Source organism: Acinetobacter sp. PW68 (assembly GCF_020982655.1).
In the GTDB taxonomy this organism is placed as follows: Bacteria; Pseudomonadota; Gammaproteobacteria; order Pseudomonadales; family Moraxellaceae; genus Acinetobacter; species Acinetobacter towneri_A.
Window position 1 is genome coordinate 188,193 of sequence record NZ_JAHZSX010000001.1, and the last position, 16,010, is coordinate 204,202.

The 16,010-nt window shown below is 40.2% G+C and carries 15 protein-coding genes and 2 pseudogenes; 14 read left to right on the top strand and 3 right to left on the bottom strand.

Translation table 11 applies throughout. From position 1 onward, the window contains the following. Nucleotides 1-12: 12 nt before the first annotated feature. Nucleotides 13-1,689 (top strand): AMP-binding protein, encoded by a 1,677-nt coding sequence (locus tag K1T76_RS00790; RefSeq protein ID WP_230243821.1) that lies wholly within the window; start codon nucleotides 13-15, stop codon nucleotides 1,687-1,689. 108 nt (nucleotides 1,690-1,797) lie between these two features. Here K1T76_RS00790 and K1T76_RS00795 read toward each other — a convergent pair whose 3' ends face one another. Beyond that, nucleotides 1,798-2,178: a hypothetical protein gene (locus K1T76_RS00795; protein WP_104852905.1), complete on the bottom strand. Its 381-nt coding sequence runs from the start codon at nucleotides 2,176-2,178 to the stop codon at nucleotides 1,798-1,800. Between the two features lie 104 nt (nucleotides 2,179-2,282). Here K1T76_RS00795 and K1T76_RS00800 point away from each other — a divergent pair, with 104 nt between their 5' ends. Both K1T76_RS00800 and ppa read left to right on the top strand, forming a co-directional pair. Beyond that, nucleotides 2,283-2,681 (top strand): MAPEG family protein, encoded by a 399-nt coding sequence (locus K1T76_RS00800; RefSeq protein WP_230243823.1) that lies wholly within the window; start codon nucleotides 2,283-2,285, stop codon nucleotides 2,679-2,681. Between the two features lie 124 nt (nucleotides 2,682-2,805). Continuing rightward, the gene (gene ppa, locus K1T76_RS00805; protein WP_004975651.1) at nucleotides 2,806-3,342 is read left to right on the top strand and encodes an inorganic diphosphatase; all 537 of its coding nucleotides are present in this window, start codon (nucleotides 2,806-2,808) and stop codon (nucleotides 3,340-3,342) included. A 98-nt stretch (nucleotides 3,343-3,440) separates the two neighbouring features. On the opposite strand, the gene K1T76_RS00810 is transcribed toward ppa, so the two are convergent. Continuing rightward, nucleotides 3,441-4,769, bottom strand: a complete 1,329-nt coding sequence (locus K1T76_RS00810) for an OprD family outer membrane porin (RefSeq protein WP_230243825.1) — start codon at nucleotides 4,767-4,769, stop codon at nucleotides 3,441-3,443. A 1,130-nt stretch (nucleotides 4,770-5,899) separates the two neighbouring features. Between K1T76_RS00810 and K1T76_RS00815 the strand changes: the two genes are divergently transcribed. Continuing rightward, nucleotides 5,900-6,652 (top strand): TorF family putative porin, encoded by a 753-nt coding sequence (locus tag K1T76_RS00815; RefSeq protein ID WP_019838155.1) that lies wholly within the window; start codon nucleotides 5,900-5,902, stop codon nucleotides 6,650-6,652. Nucleotides 6,653-6,772: 120 nt separating this feature from the next. Here the strand turns inward: K1T76_RS00815 and K1T76_RS00820 are convergent. Continuing rightward, nucleotides 6,773-7,423 (bottom strand): annotated as a pseudogene (locus tag K1T76_RS00820) (ATP-binding protein); the annotation flags it as partial. Nucleotides 7,424-7,580: 157 nt separating this feature from the next. Here K1T76_RS00820 and K1T76_RS00825 point away from each other — a divergent pair. The 10 genes and pseudogenes from K1T76_RS00825 (at nucleotide 7,581) to tnpC (K1T76_RS00870) (ending at nucleotide 15,989) form a co-directional block, all read left to right on the top strand. Further along, nucleotides 7,581-8,291 (top strand): TnsA endonuclease N-terminal domain-containing protein, encoded by a 711-nt coding sequence (locus K1T76_RS00825; RefSeq protein WP_230243829.1) that lies wholly within the window; start codon nucleotides 7,581-7,583, stop codon nucleotides 8,289-8,291. Then, nucleotides 8,292-10,205: a Mu transposase C-terminal domain-containing protein gene (locus K1T76_RS00830; RefSeq protein WP_230243831.1), complete on the top strand. Its 1,914-nt coding sequence runs from the start codon at nucleotides 8,292-8,294 to the stop codon at nucleotides 10,203-10,205. Nucleotides 10,206-10,209: 4 nt separating this feature from the next. Beyond that, nucleotides 10,210-10,395: a hypothetical protein gene (locus K1T76_RS15080; protein WP_230243833.1), complete on the top strand. Its 186-nt coding sequence runs from the start codon at nucleotides 10,210-10,212 to the stop codon at nucleotides 10,393-10,395. A gap of 21 nt (nucleotides 10,396-10,416) precedes the next feature. Beyond that, the gene (locus K1T76_RS00840; RefSeq protein ID WP_130122116.1) at nucleotides 10,417-10,800 is read left to right on the top strand and encodes a transposase; all 384 of its coding nucleotides are present in this window, start codon (nucleotides 10,417-10,419) and stop codon (nucleotides 10,798-10,800) included. Next, nucleotides 10,797-11,132: an IS66 family insertion sequence element accessory protein TnpB gene (gene tnpB / locus K1T76_RS00845; protein WP_165382150.1), complete on the top strand. Its 336-nt coding sequence runs from the start codon at nucleotides 10,797-10,799 to the stop codon at nucleotides 11,130-11,132. Before K1T76_RS00840 ends, tnpB (K1T76_RS00845) begins: the two co-directional genes overlap by 4 nt. Nucleotides 11,133-11,206: 74 nt before the next feature. After that, entirely contained in the window at nucleotides 11,207-12,832 is a 1,626-nt protein-coding gene (gene tnpC / locus K1T76_RS00850) for an IS66 family transposase (protein WP_230243835.1), read from the top strand. Nucleotides 12,833-12,864: 32 nt separating this feature from the next. Beyond that, nucleotides 12,865-13,509 (top strand): annotated as a pseudogene (locus tag K1T76_RS00855) (TniB family NTP-binding protein); the annotation flags it as partial. An 85-nt stretch (nucleotides 13,510-13,594) separates the two neighbouring features. Further along, a complete protein-coding gene (locus K1T76_RS00860) occupies nucleotides 13,595-13,978 on the top strand; it encodes a transposase (protein WP_230243836.1) in 384 nt (127 codons plus the stop codon). Further along, a complete protein-coding gene (gene tnpB, locus K1T76_RS00865; protein WP_000618091.1) occupies nucleotides 13,975-14,310 on the top strand; it encodes an IS66 family insertion sequence element accessory protein TnpB in 336 nt (111 codons plus the stop codon). The genes K1T76_RS00860 and tnpB (K1T76_RS00865) overlap by 4 nt, the downstream gene beginning before the upstream one ends. A gap of 74 nt (nucleotides 14,311-14,384) precedes the next feature. Further along, complete coding sequence (gene tnpC, locus K1T76_RS00870; RefSeq protein WP_230243837.1) at nucleotides 14,385-15,989, top strand: IS66 family transposase; 1,605 nt, start codon at nucleotides 14,385-14,387, stop codon at nucleotides 15,987-15,989. The last annotated feature ends 21 nt before the right edge of the window (nucleotides 15,990-16,010 follow it).

Sequence of the window (16,010 nt, forward strand, 5' to 3'; positions counted from 1 at the left end):
GAAATTGGCATTATGGAAAAGATTTGGTTTGCTGAATACCGAAAGACAGGAATTCCAGAAACTGTAGAACTGCCTGCAGAAAATACGTCACTCGTAGACATTTTTGAACGTAATTTCCAAAAATTTGGTTCACGTGATGCCTTTATCTTTATGGATAAGGTTTTAAGCTTCAGTGAACTAGAAGAAGCTAGCCGTAAATTTGCAACTTATTTACAAAGTTTAGGTTTGGCACCGGGCTCGCGTGTTGCGGTGATGATGCCGAACGTACTTCAATATCCTGTGGTTGCACTGGGGGTGTTCCGCGCAGGTTTAGTATTGGTGAACGTGAACCCACTTTATACTTCACGTGAGTTAGAGCATCAATTAAATGATTCTGGTTCTGAAGTTTTAGTCATTATTGAAAACTTTGCATCCGTTTATCAGGCAATTATTGGTAAAACTCCTGTGAAGCATGTGGTTGTTGCTTCTGTGGGCGATATGTTAGGTGCATTAAAAGGTACCTTGGTGAATTTTGTTTTACGTTCAGTGCGTAAGCAGATTCCAGCATGGAACATTCCGGGTCACATTAAATTTAATGCGGCAATATCTAAAGTGAGCCCAAGCAACTACAAACGTCCTAACTTAACTTTAAGTGATACTGCTGTGTTGCAATACACAGGTGGTACAACAGGTGTATCTAAAGGTGCAGAATTAACGCATCGCAACCTTGTGGCAAACATGCTGCAATGTGATGGTATTTTCCAAAGTAAATTTGGTGCGAAAGATGGTCAGCCAGATGATCGTATTTTCTGTGCATTGCCGCTTTATCACATTTTTGCATTTATGGTGTGCGCGCTTTACGGCATGTATAAGGGTCAGGCAAACGTATTGATTCCAAACCCGCGTGATTTACCTGCGGTAATGAAAGAATTACGTAAATATCAACCGACTTTCTTCCCTGCGGTGAATACCTTATTCAATGCACTTGTGAACAATGAAGAGTTTAAACAGCTTGATCACAGCCGATTGAAAATGGCGATGGGTGGTGGTATGGCCGTATTGCCTTCAACTGCTGAAGCATGGAAAAAAGTCACAGGCACTAACATTATTGAAGGTTATGGCTTGTCTGAAACTTCACCAGTTGCAACGGCAAACCCACCTGCATCTGAAGAATTTAGTGGCACCATTGGTATTCCATTACCATTAACTGAAGTGGCTATTTTGGATGATGATGGCAATGAAGTTGCACTGGGTGAGCAAGGTGAAATTTCAATCCGTGGTCCACAAGTCATGAAAGGCTATTGGAACCGTCCAGATGAAACCGATAAAGTGATGATTAATGGTTTCTTCCGTACAGGTGACATTGGTGTTATGGATTCACGCGGCTATGTGAAAATTGTAGACCGTAAAAAAGACATGATTCTGGTATCAGGCTTTAACGTTTATCCATCTGAAATTGAAGAAGTGATTGCGAAGCATCCGAAAGTATTGGAAGTGGCTGCTATTGGTGTACCAGATGAAAAATCAGGTGAAGTACCTAAATTATTCGTTGTGAAAAAAGATCCATCTTTAACGACTGAAGAAGTTTTGGCATTCGCTAAAGAGAACTTAACTGGCTATAAACGTCCACGTTATGTTGAATTTATGGATGAATTACCAAAATCGAACGTAGGTAAAATCCTGCGTAAAGATTTGCGTAAAACAGCGTAATTCATGTTGCTTTGAAACAAAAACGCCTCTGAAAACTCAGGGGCGTTTTTTATATGCTTATAAAAATAGATAGCTTCTTGTTCAATACAGACGAAGTATCACCAGACCTTATTCTTTCATCAACCAACGGTCAAAGTAGCGACGCCCAACACCCACAATACCCAAGAAAATAAACATCGCACCAAATTGGCGACTAAAACCTGATTGATTAAAACTGCCATAACTTAAAATATTATCAATTAAGCAGTACACCACAATCACGATAATCCAGTGCCATAACGGTAAACGCTTAATCCCCACCGCATAAAACGCCACCCAAAGCACAACAAAGCTAAAAATGGTCGACCATACGTTCATGTTGGCACAAATTACCGTCAATAAAAATGCCACAATCGGCAACACAATTTTTAAAACACGATCCACTCGCAGTTGATGTTGGCGTTGCTTTTCAAGTACATCTAGCATTTCCTTTTGATCTGGGCTGACCATAATGGATCCTTTATACAATTGCTTAAAACATGCTATTTAACAAAATTTATTCCAGAAATGCCATGTTATGATAAGTTCTCAATACAGTTTATGAGAAAAAATTGATGCAAAGCATAAGTGGAATTGTTTATCTGATTATTATTGCATGCCTATTGCCCTATGTTTTTACCGTAGTGGCCAAAATTGCAGGCGGTTTTAAACGTGAAGATAACCAAAATCCACGTGAATTTTTAGCTAAAACTACAGGTTTGGCTGCACGTGCCAACGCCGTACAACAAAACAGCTTTGAAAGCCTACCTTTGTTTATTGCTGCAGTGCTCATGGCGGAATATATGGTCATCCCACAAGTGGTGGTGATGATGTTTGGTATTGCTTATATTGTGCTGCGCATTATTTATGGAATTTGTTATTTAGCCAATTGGGCGACACTGCGTTCAATTGTTTGGATGTTGTCTTTACTTTGCCCAATTTGTATTTTATTGATGGTGATTAAACTAACCTGATCAAGTCAGGTGTGAAAATATGTATTTTTGCCTTGCAGATGTATAATCGCGCAGTAATTCAGGACAGAAAACCGTTATAATTGACGCGGTTTTAAAAAGATTTAACTTGTTAAAGAGTGATGCTATGAGCTACAGCAATATCCCTGCGGGTAAAGATGCACCAAATGACATCTATGTAATTATTGAAATTCCTGCCAATGCAGCGCCAATCAAATACGAAATTGATAAAGATTCTGATGCGTTATTTGTAGACCGTTTTATGGGTACAGCAATGTTCTACCCAGCGAACTACGGTTATGTACCAAATACACTTTCATTGGATGGTGACCCATTAGATGTATTGGTCGTAACACCACATCCAGTAGAGCCAGGTTCTGTGATTCGTTGCCGCCCAGTGGGTAAATTGAACATGGAAGATGACGGTGGTATTGATGCGAAACTGGTTGCTGTTCCGCACGAAAAATTAACCCCAATTTATAAAGATGTTCAAGAATATACGGATCTTCCGCCATTATTGATCAGCCAAATTGAACACTTCTTCCAACACTATAAAGACTTAGAGCCAGGCAAATGGGTGAAGTTAAGTGGTTGGGAAGGTGCTGATGTTGCGAAACAAGAAGTATTGAACTCAATTGAAGGCTACAAAGCTGCAAATCCATAATTTGCGTAGCCTGTTCAGCATTCAAATGAAAGCTGAAATGTAAAAAAACCTGCACATATTCTGTGCAGGTTTTTTATTGGTTTTGCTATTCCGAGAAATTAGAATAATTTCACAGGAATATCTAACCAGATACGCCATTCGTTGGTTGAGCCAATAGCATTACTGACGTAATTTCCTTTCGCATTGTTATACGTATCGCTTGCACGTAAGTAAGAGTGACGTAAGCGTAAGCTTGCATCTTTCAACGCACCCGATTGAACCGTATATTTCACTTGGTTAAAGAATTCATGTTCTTCAGCTTGGTCGATAATTTGTGCTGGATTATTTTTTTCGGCTACATCAATATCCCAACCATAAACGAATGCTGTTGTCCAGTTTAGACCTGGGAGACCATGGTTTTTAAAATTATAGTTGTACTGTAAGCCAACAGATTTTTCATCGTTACCATTAAAGTCGGATAAGTATGAGTTTGGTACATAAATGCTTTGTAGACCATCTTGGTTGTAAGCATAGTCGTAACCTATGTTGCCCGCATTATCTTGGTATGCAAGCATCAAATTGTGTGCCTCCCTGTTATAGCTTGCAGATACACCCCAAATCGAGTTAGTCAATTCTTCAGTTGCACTGCGTGGATCAGTGGTTGCTGCTCCAACTTTCCATTTGGTATTGTAACCCATTGCATCTAAAGTTACGCTCGCACCATTTGCTGTAGGGAAGCTATAATTCACATTCCCATAGTGACGATCTAACTTATCTTTAACATCAACACCGTAATAAGAAGTATTTACTTGGTCGTTAAATTTGTATTTTGCGCCCCAGAAAATAGCACTATCCAAACCTTGTTGGTCTGAGCTGATGTCATTTGACCACTGGTTTTTAGTGAATTTACCACCGATTAACGTCAAGTCTTTAATTTCGTTACTTTCAATATAAAGACCAGTGTAGTATTCAGGTGTTAAACGCGCTGTATTACTTGCAATTACTGGAATTTCAGATACTTGTGTACCATATTTAGCTGTGGTATTCGATACACGTGCTTTTACATAAGCGCCGCCACGTGCCCAATGATCATAGGCATCTTTAGTTCCATCGGCATTATCTTCACTATGCGTTGGGATCATTTGGTTGCCAGTATTTTTGTTTTCACCTAGTTTGAATGAAGCATCACCAATGATACCTGCACCAAAACCAACAATACCTTTAGTAAAGCCAGAATCTAGATTGATAATTGCTGTTTGAGCTGCAGAGCTTGTGTCGTTTGTTAGTCCATCTTTTTTATCACGATTCAAATAACCTGTACGGAATAAAACCGAACCGTTTGCGTCTTCTACAAAGCCTTTAGATTCACTTTGTTCGCTCGCAAATGCAGTTGAAACAAGCGCTGCGTTGATCAGCAACGCAAGTGTTAATTTTTTAGATTGCAGCATTGGGAGATGGCCTCATGCAGTAAATGTGTAGTTGAAACGTAGGCGAATTGTATCGCTATTTATGCGCGAAAATATCACTTTTAAAGCACTTATGACACTAAAGTTAAGCATTTTTTCGATAAACTGTGGGGTCATTAAAAATATCGACTTTTCAAAAGTTGAATAAATATTTTATTTTTTAGTAAAAACATAAACATATTTAAAACTTACTGAGTCAGTGAAACATAGCCAAATACAGCGCATCTGCAATTTGTACATTAAAAATACAGTTTGTTTAATTTTTCAACAGCTTGGTGAGTGATCAAAGCGCATAAGACACAGCATAAATTTTAAAATAGGGTGAAGTTTTTCCAGTGATGTGGTTATCTTTTAAGTCGAATTTTGGGCAAGAGATAAGTGGAGAAATAAATTTATAAATCTTTATTTGAATTAAGAGTATAAAAATTAAATTTTATCTAAGCTTTCAGTAATAGCTTTTGGCTATTACGGATTTCATGTGAAACATCTGTGTTTAGTTTTGGGCGTTACGATGAAAACAGAACTGTTTAAGAAGATATTTTATACATAACTCTTATAAGGTCGTTGGCTTGCGAAAATTAAAATTGATCTATCGTTTTGGTAATAGAATTATTTTTGCTGTGAAGATTAAAGTGTCGCGTCGTATATTGATGTCAAATTTTGGTGCAAAAATATAGTGCAGTTTAGGACAGGATTTCCGTCTGTTCACTGAGTTTTGATAGTTGATGGCGTAAGGATGAACAGAGGATAGGCATGACTTTCGATTGTTTGATCAGAATAGGCTTTTGACTCTTGACTGCACTTTTTTAGGCATGTGATTTAGCTTTATTGCTATGCAAGGATGCAAAAAATAATCATACCGCTGTGCAAATCAATGTTTAAAGTGTAGTCCTTATATAAGAGGACAGTTGATGTACATCAAAAGTCACTGTAATTAAAATAAAAAAATATAATAAATAATCAATATATAACAATGGCTTAATCTTAATTTTTTGAGTTTTAATGCTTAATTACTTTTCGAAACTCTAACATTGGCATAGGGCTTGCAATTCCCTCAATGAGTCAAGCAAAAAATAGACAACGCATCTTATCCGATGCAGGGGGAATCTAAAATGAAATTCGTACTTCAAACACTTTCTTTGGCGATGGTCGCAGCTACATCTAGCTTCAGCTTTGCTGCAGAAAATACGGCAGGCGTGTCCTTTAGCGGGACAGCAGCCTTGACCAGTGATTATCGTTATCGTGGTTTAACCCAAACATTCAATGATCCCGCAGTGCAAGCAGGTTTCTTACTGAACCATGATTCTGGGGTGTATGCAGGCGTGTGGGGTTCCAATGTGGATTTTGGTGGTACGGCACATTTAGAGCTTGACCCTTATATTGGCTATACCACAAGCCTAGATTATTTTGCCAGCAAACCTGTTTTGGATGTGGGTTTGTGGTATTACGCCTACCCAAGTGAGAGCGATTTAAATTGGCTTGAAGTCTATGCAAAATTAGGTTTTAGCGATGTGTTGTTTAAAGATGCCAGCTTATTGACCGCAATCAACTATTCCAATGATTTCTTAGGTGGTGACACCGATGCTTGGTATTTCAATGCCACTTATACCGCACCCATTGGAAGTACCGGCTTTTCTGGTGTGGCTGGATTAGGTTACACCCAAGCAGATGACTTTGATTTTGGGAATAACAATGACAGCTACGTAGATTGGAAAGTCGGCGTAAGCTATAACTTTACTTCAATTGAAGGCTTATCTGCGGAGTTGGCTGCTGTAGGAACTGATATTGATACCGATGGTTTTTCGCATGCTGCAGCGCGTGGCGTTGAAACAGGAGCCGTATTCACGTTAACTAAAGCCTTCTAAAGATAGGGCTACGACGATAAATAAAAGCTCCAGTAAGGAGTGAAACTTAAAAACAATAAAAACAACTCGCCCATTGTACAGGCATGGCAATGGGCTATTTTTCATTTCTTAGACTTTCAATCATGTTTCATGGGCACGATAAGACAGCGCCTCACTTAAATGTGGACTTTGAATCTGTTCACTTTGGGCTAAATCTGCAATGGTACGCGCCACTCGTAACACCCTATGATACGCACGTGCCGATAAATTCAAACGCTGTTGTGCAATGGCTAAAATATTTTGGGCAGTATTATCTAAGCTTGCAAATTGCTCTAATTGTTTGGGACTGAGTGCCATGTTGAGACACTCTTGACGTTGCAATTGTCGTGTATATGCTTGAATGACACGGCTTCGCACGGTTTCAGAATTTTCTACAGGTCGAGTGTCCTGCAATTCATGTGCTTGCAGAGGTGGTACATCAATGTGTAAGTCGATACGATCCAACAACGGCCCTGAAATACGGTTTTGATAGCGTTTAATACTTTCTGCTGAACATTGGCAGCGCACATCCTGATTAAAAGCATAACCACAAGGACAAGGATTCATGGCAGCAATCAGTTGAAAGTTGGCTGGGAAGGTAATTTGCCGAGAGGCGCGGGAAATCACAATTTCTTTGGACTCTAAAGGTTGGCGCAGTACTTCTAACACTTTTTTATCAAATTCAGGCAGTTCATCTAAAAATAAAACACCTAAATGTGCCAAGGTAATTTCACCTGGTTTGGGATATGAGCCTCTGTCATTTACACCAATACAAGCTAGTGGCATGATATAAATTCAACAGGTTAATGTTGTTTTGTATAGAAATAAAAGCTAGTTTTTACAGCAATAGAAGCTAGTAGATTGCAATTATACAAAAATAAGGGCTAGTGGATGATAATAGAGGTTAGATGTGAAAAGAATCAGTGAGGAATATAGTCCTGTTAGAAAAGTTCAAACCGTTTATGGAAGTATTTCGGGTAATTACTCTTTTAGGGGAGAAAAAACGATTTGGTTTGAATCAACCTTAGAACGAGATTTTCTATTCAAGCAAGAATATAACAGTAATGTTATTGATGTGGTTGAACAGCCTATTTCTATTCCCTATGTGACTGAATTAGGTAATGAGTCGATATATACCCCTGATTATTTAGTGCAATTTTCAAGTGCAATTTATGATGATCTAGATTCATTTCCTGCACCATTATTAATCGAAATTAAACCAAGACAAAAGTTAAAGGAAGATTGGGGAAAGCTTAGACCAAAATTTAAGGCTGCTTATACTTTAGCGTCTGAGAAAGGTTGGAAATTCAAAATTATTGATGAGTCTCGTTTGTATGATCAATATTGGGAAAATATTAATTTTTTAAAAAGATTCAGGCGTTCTCATGTTGATGAGGTGGATCAGAGAGTGTTAGTTGAAACACTATCAAAACTAGGTCACTCAACAATTAATCAATTGCCTGCTTATATTTTTAAAGATCAGAAAAATATATTAAAGGCTATTCATCAAATTTGGGCTTTAGTTTCAAAAAATATACTGGTTTGTGATTTATATCGTCCATTTACTGCTGAAACTGTTATTTGGGTAAATGATAAGTCTGTAGTACAAGGAGTTATTTAAATGCTACAAAATGATTCTGTGAAGATTGATAGAAGCCGCATAGTTATTAAGCCAAATGCCATTGTTGGTTATAAAGGTGAAAAATATAAAATTATCAATATATTAAGTGCAAGTGATGTTGTTATTGCTAATTTAGAGTCCGCACGAAGTCTTCAAGTAAGCATAAGTGAGTTATCGCGTTTGGGGGAAGATGAGAATTTAAATTCTATACTTAATAAAGGTGAAGATATATCTTCTGAATCATGGCAAATCGCTTTAGATCGCTATGAAATTATAAAGGAACTAATCGACCACTCTACAGTTGAAGCAGTCAAGAAGATCGCAAATGAACATAATCTTCATGTCAATACTGTTTGGAAATGGCTTAAAGCTTATCGAGAAAATAAGTCTATTTTAGCTTTAGTTCCTAAGAAACGGGGGTGGACAACTGAAAAAACTAGGTTATCACCAGAATTAGATAATATCATTCGACAAGCTATTCATACTAAATATTTAACAAGCTTAAAGCCAAGTATTGCAAAAACAATTTTGGAAGTTAAGCTTGAATGTTTTAAGAGAAAAATTGAACCACCTCATGATAATACAATTCGATATAGAATAGATGCACTTAATGCTTATGAAGTCACCAAAGCAAGACTTGGAAAAAAGGCAGCTAGAGATAAGTATGAAGCTTCTGCGGGAACATTCCCAAATGCAGACTATCCATTAGCGTATGTACAGATTGATCATACCCCATTAGATATAGAGATAGTTGATGAACAGTATAGACAAACAATAGGTAGGGCATATCTGACATTAGCTATTGATGTTTTTAGTAGAATGATTGCGGGTTATCACCTTTCTTTAGAAGCCCCTAGTACAACCTCTGTTGCTATGTGTATTTCATCTGCAATTTTATCAAAGAAAAGAAAACTCCTTGAACTGGGTGTAGATGGGGATTGGGATATTGAAGGAATTATGGATTCAGTCCATTCCGATAATGGTGCTGATTTTAGAACAAATCATCTAAGAAAAGCATGTTTAAAGTATGATATTAATTGGGAATATAGACCTATTGGAGGTGCTAAGTATGGCGGGCATATTGAACGTCTACTTGGTATCGTAAATCTTGAAATGCATGTTTTAGAAGGGACGACTAAATCTAACATTTTTGAAAAAGGAACTTATGATTCAGCCGAGAATGCATGTTTAACATTCCGTGAGTTGGAACATTACATCGTATATTGGATTGTAAATGTATATCATAAAAGTAAGCATTCAACTCTCGAAATCCCTCCACAGCAAATGTGGGAAGAAGGTGTTTGGGGAACAAAATTTAGAGTTGGTACAGGCTTAAAAGAACGAGTTGCAGATGAAGCAACACTGTTTTTGGATTTTGCTCCTGAATTTGAATCAACTATTCAAAGAACAGGCGTACAAAAGGATAAGCTTTTTTATTTTGCTGACTGTTTAAGACCATGGATCAATGCGATTGACCCGATGGATGATGATAAAAGGCGAAAAAGGAAGTTTCTTTTTAAAAGAGATCCCCGTGATATATCTATGATTTGGTTCTATGAGCCTAATACTAATACATATTTTAAAGTTCCTACTGTTAAACGTGAGATACCACCAATTAGTTTGCATGAATATAAGCAAGTCCAAACCTATCTTAAAAGTGAGCGATTAGATACAGTCGATCAAGATGCTATTTACAGAGCAATTATTTATCTTCGTGAAAAAGTAGATGAATCAGTAACTTTAACTAAAAAGCAGCGTCGAATGAATCAAAGAAGAAAAGAGAATGCAAAAGTAACTACTGAGCTGTATCATGAAAACAAAAAAAATATTGATTCCAATACAAGTAAAGATGAACTTAAGTCTCAAAATAGTTTATGGGATAAAAATTTAACGGCTTTTGACGATTTGAGGTAAGACAATGAAACAATATGATTACCTCGCAGAGCATGTCCTTGAAACTATGGCTCTTAATGATGCTGAAAGAATTAATATACTCTATGAAGATCGGTGGATTGGTTATCAGAAAGCTATTACTGTTTGTAAGCATCCGGCTAACACAGCCTTACCAAGCGATCCTATAAGCCTTAATTTAGTTCCCACCTAAAAACAAGTGGGGACTTAATCCATGAACATGGATATATATTCAGCAACACCTCCTGTTGCTAAAAAACGCAGAACATACAGCAAAGAATTCAAACTCAGTATTGTCAATGCCTGTAAAAATCCTAATACCTCGATCGCTTCGGTCGCACTGCAACATAGTATTAATGCCAACCTTGTCAGTCGTTGGATCAGGATCTTCAGGCATCATGAGGGTGCCGTGCAGGATCCTACTCATGTGAATCCAGCATTTATTGCTTTGCCTTACACTGCTGCAATCAGCCAACCTATTGATGAGAGGATCACGTTGTGTATCACCGTGCCTCATACGAATAATGATATTCAGCTAAAATGGCAGACATCAGAAATACCTGTCTTGGCAGAATTACTCAAGGCACTTGCAACATGATCCGCATTGATGAAATCTGGTTGTCTACTCAGCCCATGGACATGCGTGCAGGTATGGATACGACCATGGCTCAGGTGGTGAGAGCCTTTGGCTACATCAAACCGCATTGCGCCTACCTGTTCTGTAATAAACGTGGCCATCGTATGAAAGTGCTGGTACATGATGGACTGGGCATCTGGCTGTGTGCCAGGCGGCTGGAACAGGGAAAATTCCACTGGGCTCAAGTTCACCAAGGTGAAACCGTGGTCCTCAACCCGGAACAGTTACAGGCATTAATCCAGGGTTTGCCCTGGCAGCGCATTGGACGACAGCAAGTGGTAACAATGCTCTAAACCAAGCTCGGCTATTCTGCTATTCTCCAAACGTTCTATTTCATTCTCTTCATGACCTCAGGCATACTGCGGTCATGAATACGCTGCCTGACTTAAGCCAACTGACCCATGAACAACTGCTGGAATTTACCCGGCAGTTGGCGATGCAGCATCAGTCTCTAGCACAATCAAACCAGCAATTAGATGCCAGAGTTCAACATCTTGAAGTCACCAATCAGCAATTAGATTCTAAAGTTCAACATCTTTCTATTCTCAATCAAAAATACGAGCATGAACTGGCGCTGTTTAAAAAGCACAAATTCGCCCAAAAGAATGAACACTTAACGGCAAAACAAATCCATCTGTGGGATGAAGCGGTTGAAGAAGATATTGCCGCGGTTGATCTAGAACTGGAACGGCTAAATGCAGATAAAACCAATGCAGCGACACACAAAGCCAAAACCAATAAACCTAAACGTCGACCACTGCCAGATCATCTACACACCATCCGTATTGAGCATGAACCTGCATCAACCCAATGTGCTTGTGGATGCCAACTCCGGCGTATCGGCGAAGATGTCAGTGAAAAACTGCATTTCAGACCGGCACAGTTCTATAAGGAACAGCATGTGCGTGGTAAATGGGTCTGTGATCAGTGTGACACCCTGACTCAGCAAGCGATGCCCGCCTATGTGATTGATAAAGGCATTGCTTCACCTGAACTGCTCAGCCATGTTTTGGTATCGAAATATGCCGATCATTTGCCGCTGTACCGTCAACGTCTGATCTATCAGCGGGCGGGAATCGAACTTTCTAGATCAACTTTATCTGACTGGATAGGTCGCTGCGGTGTAGAACTGGAACCTCTGGCCAATGCCTTAAAAGAGGTGGTACTACAACAGCAGGTGCTGCATGCAGATGAAACACCGGTCACCATCATGCGGATGGGTGAGAATGATAAAAAACCGAAGAAAGGTTATGTCTGGGCCTATGCCACTACACAGTACAATCCAGTTCAGGCGGTGATCTATGACTTTCAGGATAGTCGTTCAGGCCAGCATGCTGCAGAGTTCTTGAAAGGCTGGCAGGGTTATCTAGTCTGTGATGATTACAGTGGTTATAAAGCACGCTTTAAATCAGGCCAGGTCATAGAGGTGGGCTGCATGGCCCATGCACGTCGTAAATTCCATGAACTGCATGTAACTGGGAAAAGTCAGGTCGCTGAACAGGCATTAGTGCTGATTCAGAAACTGTATGCCATAGAAGCAGAGCTCAGGAAAAAGACCGATGGTACAGCGGAAGACCGCCGCGAATACCGACAACAGCATAGTCAACCAGTGATGCAACAACTATATGAATGGCTCAACCAACATCATCTGACAGTGCCATCGAGTTCTCCCACCGCCAAGGCCATCAATTACACTCTGAAGCGTTGGCCAGCTTTAAGCCGCTATTTGGATGATGGCAATCTACCGATTTGCAATAATTGGGTAGAGAATCAAATGCGACCTTGGGCGTTGGGACGTAAGAACTGGCTGTTTGCTGGCTCGCTGCGCAGTGGTCAGCGAGCGGCAAACATCATGACGTTAATCCAGTCAGCAAAGCTGAATGGCTTGGATCCGTATGCCTATTTAAGTGATGTGCTGAAAAGGTTACCGACACACAAAGTGACCCAAATTGAAGAATTGCTACCACACCGCTGGAAACCTAAATCGAATTAAAAAATAGGTATGGGATTCAGCGGACGCTTACTACTGTTTTGAATATACTGACTGATATTTTGAATAGACCTAGAAAATTGAGACCTGAGTGTCTTTTAATTGTAGGTGATTCAAATATGGGGAAAACTACGATTATTCATGAGTTTGCAAAGGAACACTATACGAATAGAGTTTATGATATGGATATGCAACCTATGTCATTAACCAAGCGCATTATACCCATTCAAGCCCCTTCTAAGGCAAATGTAAAAGAGTTATATATTAATATTCTAGAGCATTTTTTTGTTCCATTTCGTGTAACTGATCCTGAGAGTAAATTGAGAAATCAAGCCGTGCACTTGATGCGTAAATATGAAACAAAAATGTTGATTATTGATGAGTTGCATAATTGTTTGAGTGGAAGTGCAAGACAACTCCAAGAAGTGATGAATACACTTAAAATGTTAAGTAATGAACTTAGTCTTAATATCATTGGTGTGGGAACTCGTGATGCATCATTGATTCTTCATACAGACGCTCAGTACGCAAGCCGCTTTGAGGTTTTAGATTTACCCTTATGGAAGCTGGATGAAGATTTTTTAAGACTGCTTTTAAGTTATGTTCGATTACTTCCTCTTAAAAAACGATCAAATTTAGCATCACAAGAAATAGCTACCTTAATTTATGAAATTTCAGGGTAAGCATCCGGCTAACACAGCCTTACCAAGCGATCCTATAAGCCTTAATTTAGTTCCCACCTAAAAACAAGTGGGGACTTAATCCATGAACATGGATATATATTCAGCAACACCTCCTGTTGCTAAAAAACGCAGAACATACAGCAAAGAATTCAAACTCAGTATTGTCAATGCCTGTAAAAATCCTAATACCTCGATCGCTTCGGTCGCACTGCAACATAGTATTAATGCCAACCTTGTCAGTCGTTGGATCAGGATCTTCAGGCATCATGAGGGTGCCGTGCAGGATCCTACTCATGTGAATCCAGCATTTATTGCTTTGCCTTACACTGCTGCAATCAGCCAACCTATTGATGAGAGGATCACGTTGTGTATCACCGTGCCTCATACGAATAATGATATTCAGCTAAAATGGCAGACATCAGAAATACCTGCCTTGGCAGAATTACTCAAGGCACTTGCAACATGATCCGCATTGATGAAATCTGGTTGTCTACTCAGCCCATGGACATGCGTGCAGGTATGGATACGACCATGGCCCAGGTGGTGAGAGCCTTTGGCTACATCAAACCGCATTGTGCTTACCTGTTCTGTAATAAACGTGGCCATCGTATGAAAGTGTTGGTACATGATGGACTGGGCATCTGGCTGTGTGCCCGGCGTTTGGAACAGGGTAAATTTCACTGGGCTCAAGTTCACCAAGGTGAAACCGTGGCCCTCAGCCCGGAACAGTTACAGGCACTGATCCAGGGTTTGCCCTGGCAGCGCATTGGACGACAGCAGGTAGTGACGATGCTCTAAACCAGGTTGGTGCATTCTGCTATTCTCCAAACGTTCTATTTCATTCTCTTCATGACCTCAGGCATACTGCGGTCATGAATACACTGCCTGACTTAAACCAACTGACCCATGAACAACTGCTGGAATTTACCAGACAGTTGGCAATGCAGCATCAGTCTCTGGCACAATCAAATCAAGAATTAGAAAAATCAAACCAGCAATTGGATGCCAAAGTTCAGCATCTTTCTATTCTCAATCAAAAATACGAGCATGAACTGGCGCTGTTTAAAAAGCACGAATTCGCCCAAAAGAATGAACACTTAACGGCAAAACAAATCCATCTGTGGGATGAAGCGGTTGAAGAAGATATTGCCGCGGTTGATCTAGAACTGGAACGGCTAAATGCAGATAAAACCAATGCAGCGACACACAAAGCAACAGTCAACAAACCTAAACGTCGACCACTGCCAGATCATCTACACACCATCCGTATTGAGCATGAACCTGCATCAACCCAATGTGCTTGTGGCTGCCAACTCCGTCGTATCGGCGAAGATGTCAGTGAAAAACTGCATTTCAGACCGGCACAGTTCTATAAGGAACAGCATGTGCGTGGTAAATGGGTCTGTGATCAGTGTGACACTCTGACTCAGCAAGCGATGCCCGCCTATGTGATTGATAAAGGCATTGCTTCACCTGAATTGCTCAGCCATGTGCTGGTATCGAAGTATGCCGATCATTTGCCGCTGTACCGTCAACGTCTGATCTATCAGCGGGCGGGAATCGAACTTTCTAGATCAACTTTATCTGACTGGATAGGTCGCTGCGGTGTAGAACTGGAACCTCTGGCCAATGCCTTAAAAGAGGTGGTACTACAACAGCAGGTGCTGCATGCAGATGAAACACCGGTCACCATCATGCGGATGGGTGAGAATGATAAAAAACCGAAGAAAGGTTATGTCTGGGCCTATGCCACTACACAGTACAATCCAGTTCAGGCGGTGATCTATGACTTTCAGGATAGTCGTTCAGGCCAGCATGCTGAAGAGTTCTTGAAAGGCTGGCAGGGCTATCTAGTCTGTGATGATTACAGTGGTTATAAAGCACGCTTTAAATCAGGCGATGTCATTGAGGTGGGCTGCATGGCGCATGCACGTCGTAAATTCCATGAACTGCATGTAACTGGGAAAAGTCAGGTCGCTGAACAGGCATTAGTGCTGATTCAGAAACTGTATGCGATAGAAGCAGAGCTCAGGAAAAAGACCGATGGTACAGCGGAAGACCGCCGCGAATACCGACAACAGCATAGTCAACCAGTGATGCAACAACTATATGAATGGCTCAACCAACATCATCTGACAGTGCCATCGAGTTCTCCCACCGCCAAGGCCATCAATTACACTCTGAAGCGTTGGCCAGCTTTAAGCCGCTATCTGGATGATGGCAATCTACCGATTTGCAATAATTGGGTCGAGAATCAGATGCGTCCCTGGGCGTTGGGGCGCAAGAACTGGCTGTTTGCAGGTTCGCTGCGCAGTGGTCAGCGAGCGGCAAACATCATGACGTTAATCCAGTCAGCAAAGCTGAATGGCTTGGATCCGTATGCCTATTTAAGTGATGTGCTGAAAAGGCTGCCGACACATAAAGTGACCCAGATTGAAGAATTGCTGCCGCACTGCTGGAAACCTAAATCGAATTAAAAAATAGGTATGGGATTCAGC

What these genes read in the sequence shown, in the direction of transcription:
- K1T76_RS00790 (WP_230243821.1), top strand. Translation starts at nt 13, where the DNA reads ATGGAAAAGATTTGGTTTGCTGAATACCGAAAGACAGGAATTCCAGAA.
- K1T76_RS00795 (WP_104852905.1), bottom strand. Translation starts at nt 2,178, where the DNA reads ATGGTCAGCCCAGATCAAAAGGAAATGCTAGATGTACTTGAAAAGCAA.
- K1T76_RS00800 (WP_230243823.1), top strand. Translation starts at nt 2,283, where the DNA reads ATGCAAAGCATAAGTGGAATTGTTTATCTGATTATTATTGCATGCCTA.
- ppa (WP_004975651.1), top strand. Translation starts at nt 2,806, where the DNA reads ATGAGCTACAGCAATATCCCTGCGGGTAAAGATGCACCAAATGACATC.
- K1T76_RS00810 (WP_230243825.1), bottom strand. Translation starts at nt 4,769, where the DNA reads ATGCTGCAATCTAAAAAATTAACACTTGCGTTGCTGATCAACGCAGCG.
- K1T76_RS00815 (WP_019838155.1), top strand. Translation starts at nt 5,900, where the DNA reads ATGAAATTCGTACTTCAAACACTTTCTTTGGCGATGGTCGCAGCTACA.
- K1T76_RS00830 (WP_230243831.1), top strand. Translation starts at nt 8,292, where the DNA reads ATGCTACAAAATGATTCTGTGAAGATTGATAGAAGCCGCATAGTTATT.
- K1T76_RS15080 (WP_230243833.1), top strand. Translation starts at nt 10,210, where the DNA reads ATGAAACAATATGATTACCTCGCAGAGCATGTCCTTGAAACTATGGCT.
- K1T76_RS00840 (WP_130122116.1), top strand. Translation starts at nt 10,417, where the DNA reads ATGAACATGGATATATATTCAGCAACACCTCCTGTTGCTAAAAAACGC.
- tnpB (WP_165382150.1), top strand. Translation starts at nt 10,797, where the DNA reads ATGATCCGCATTGATGAAATCTGGTTGTCTACTCAGCCCATGGACATG.
- tnpC (WP_230243835.1), top strand. Translation starts at nt 11,207, where the DNA reads ATGAATACGCTGCCTGACTTAAGCCAACTGACCCATGAACAACTGCTG.
- K1T76_RS00860 (WP_230243836.1), top strand. Translation starts at nt 13,595, where the DNA reads ATGAACATGGATATATATTCAGCAACACCTCCTGTTGCTAAAAAACGC.
- tnpB (WP_000618091.1), top strand. Translation starts at nt 13,975, where the DNA reads ATGATCCGCATTGATGAAATCTGGTTGTCTACTCAGCCCATGGACATG.
- tnpC (WP_230243837.1), top strand. Translation starts at nt 14,385, where the DNA reads ATGAATACACTGCCTGACTTAAACCAACTGACCCATGAACAACTGCTG.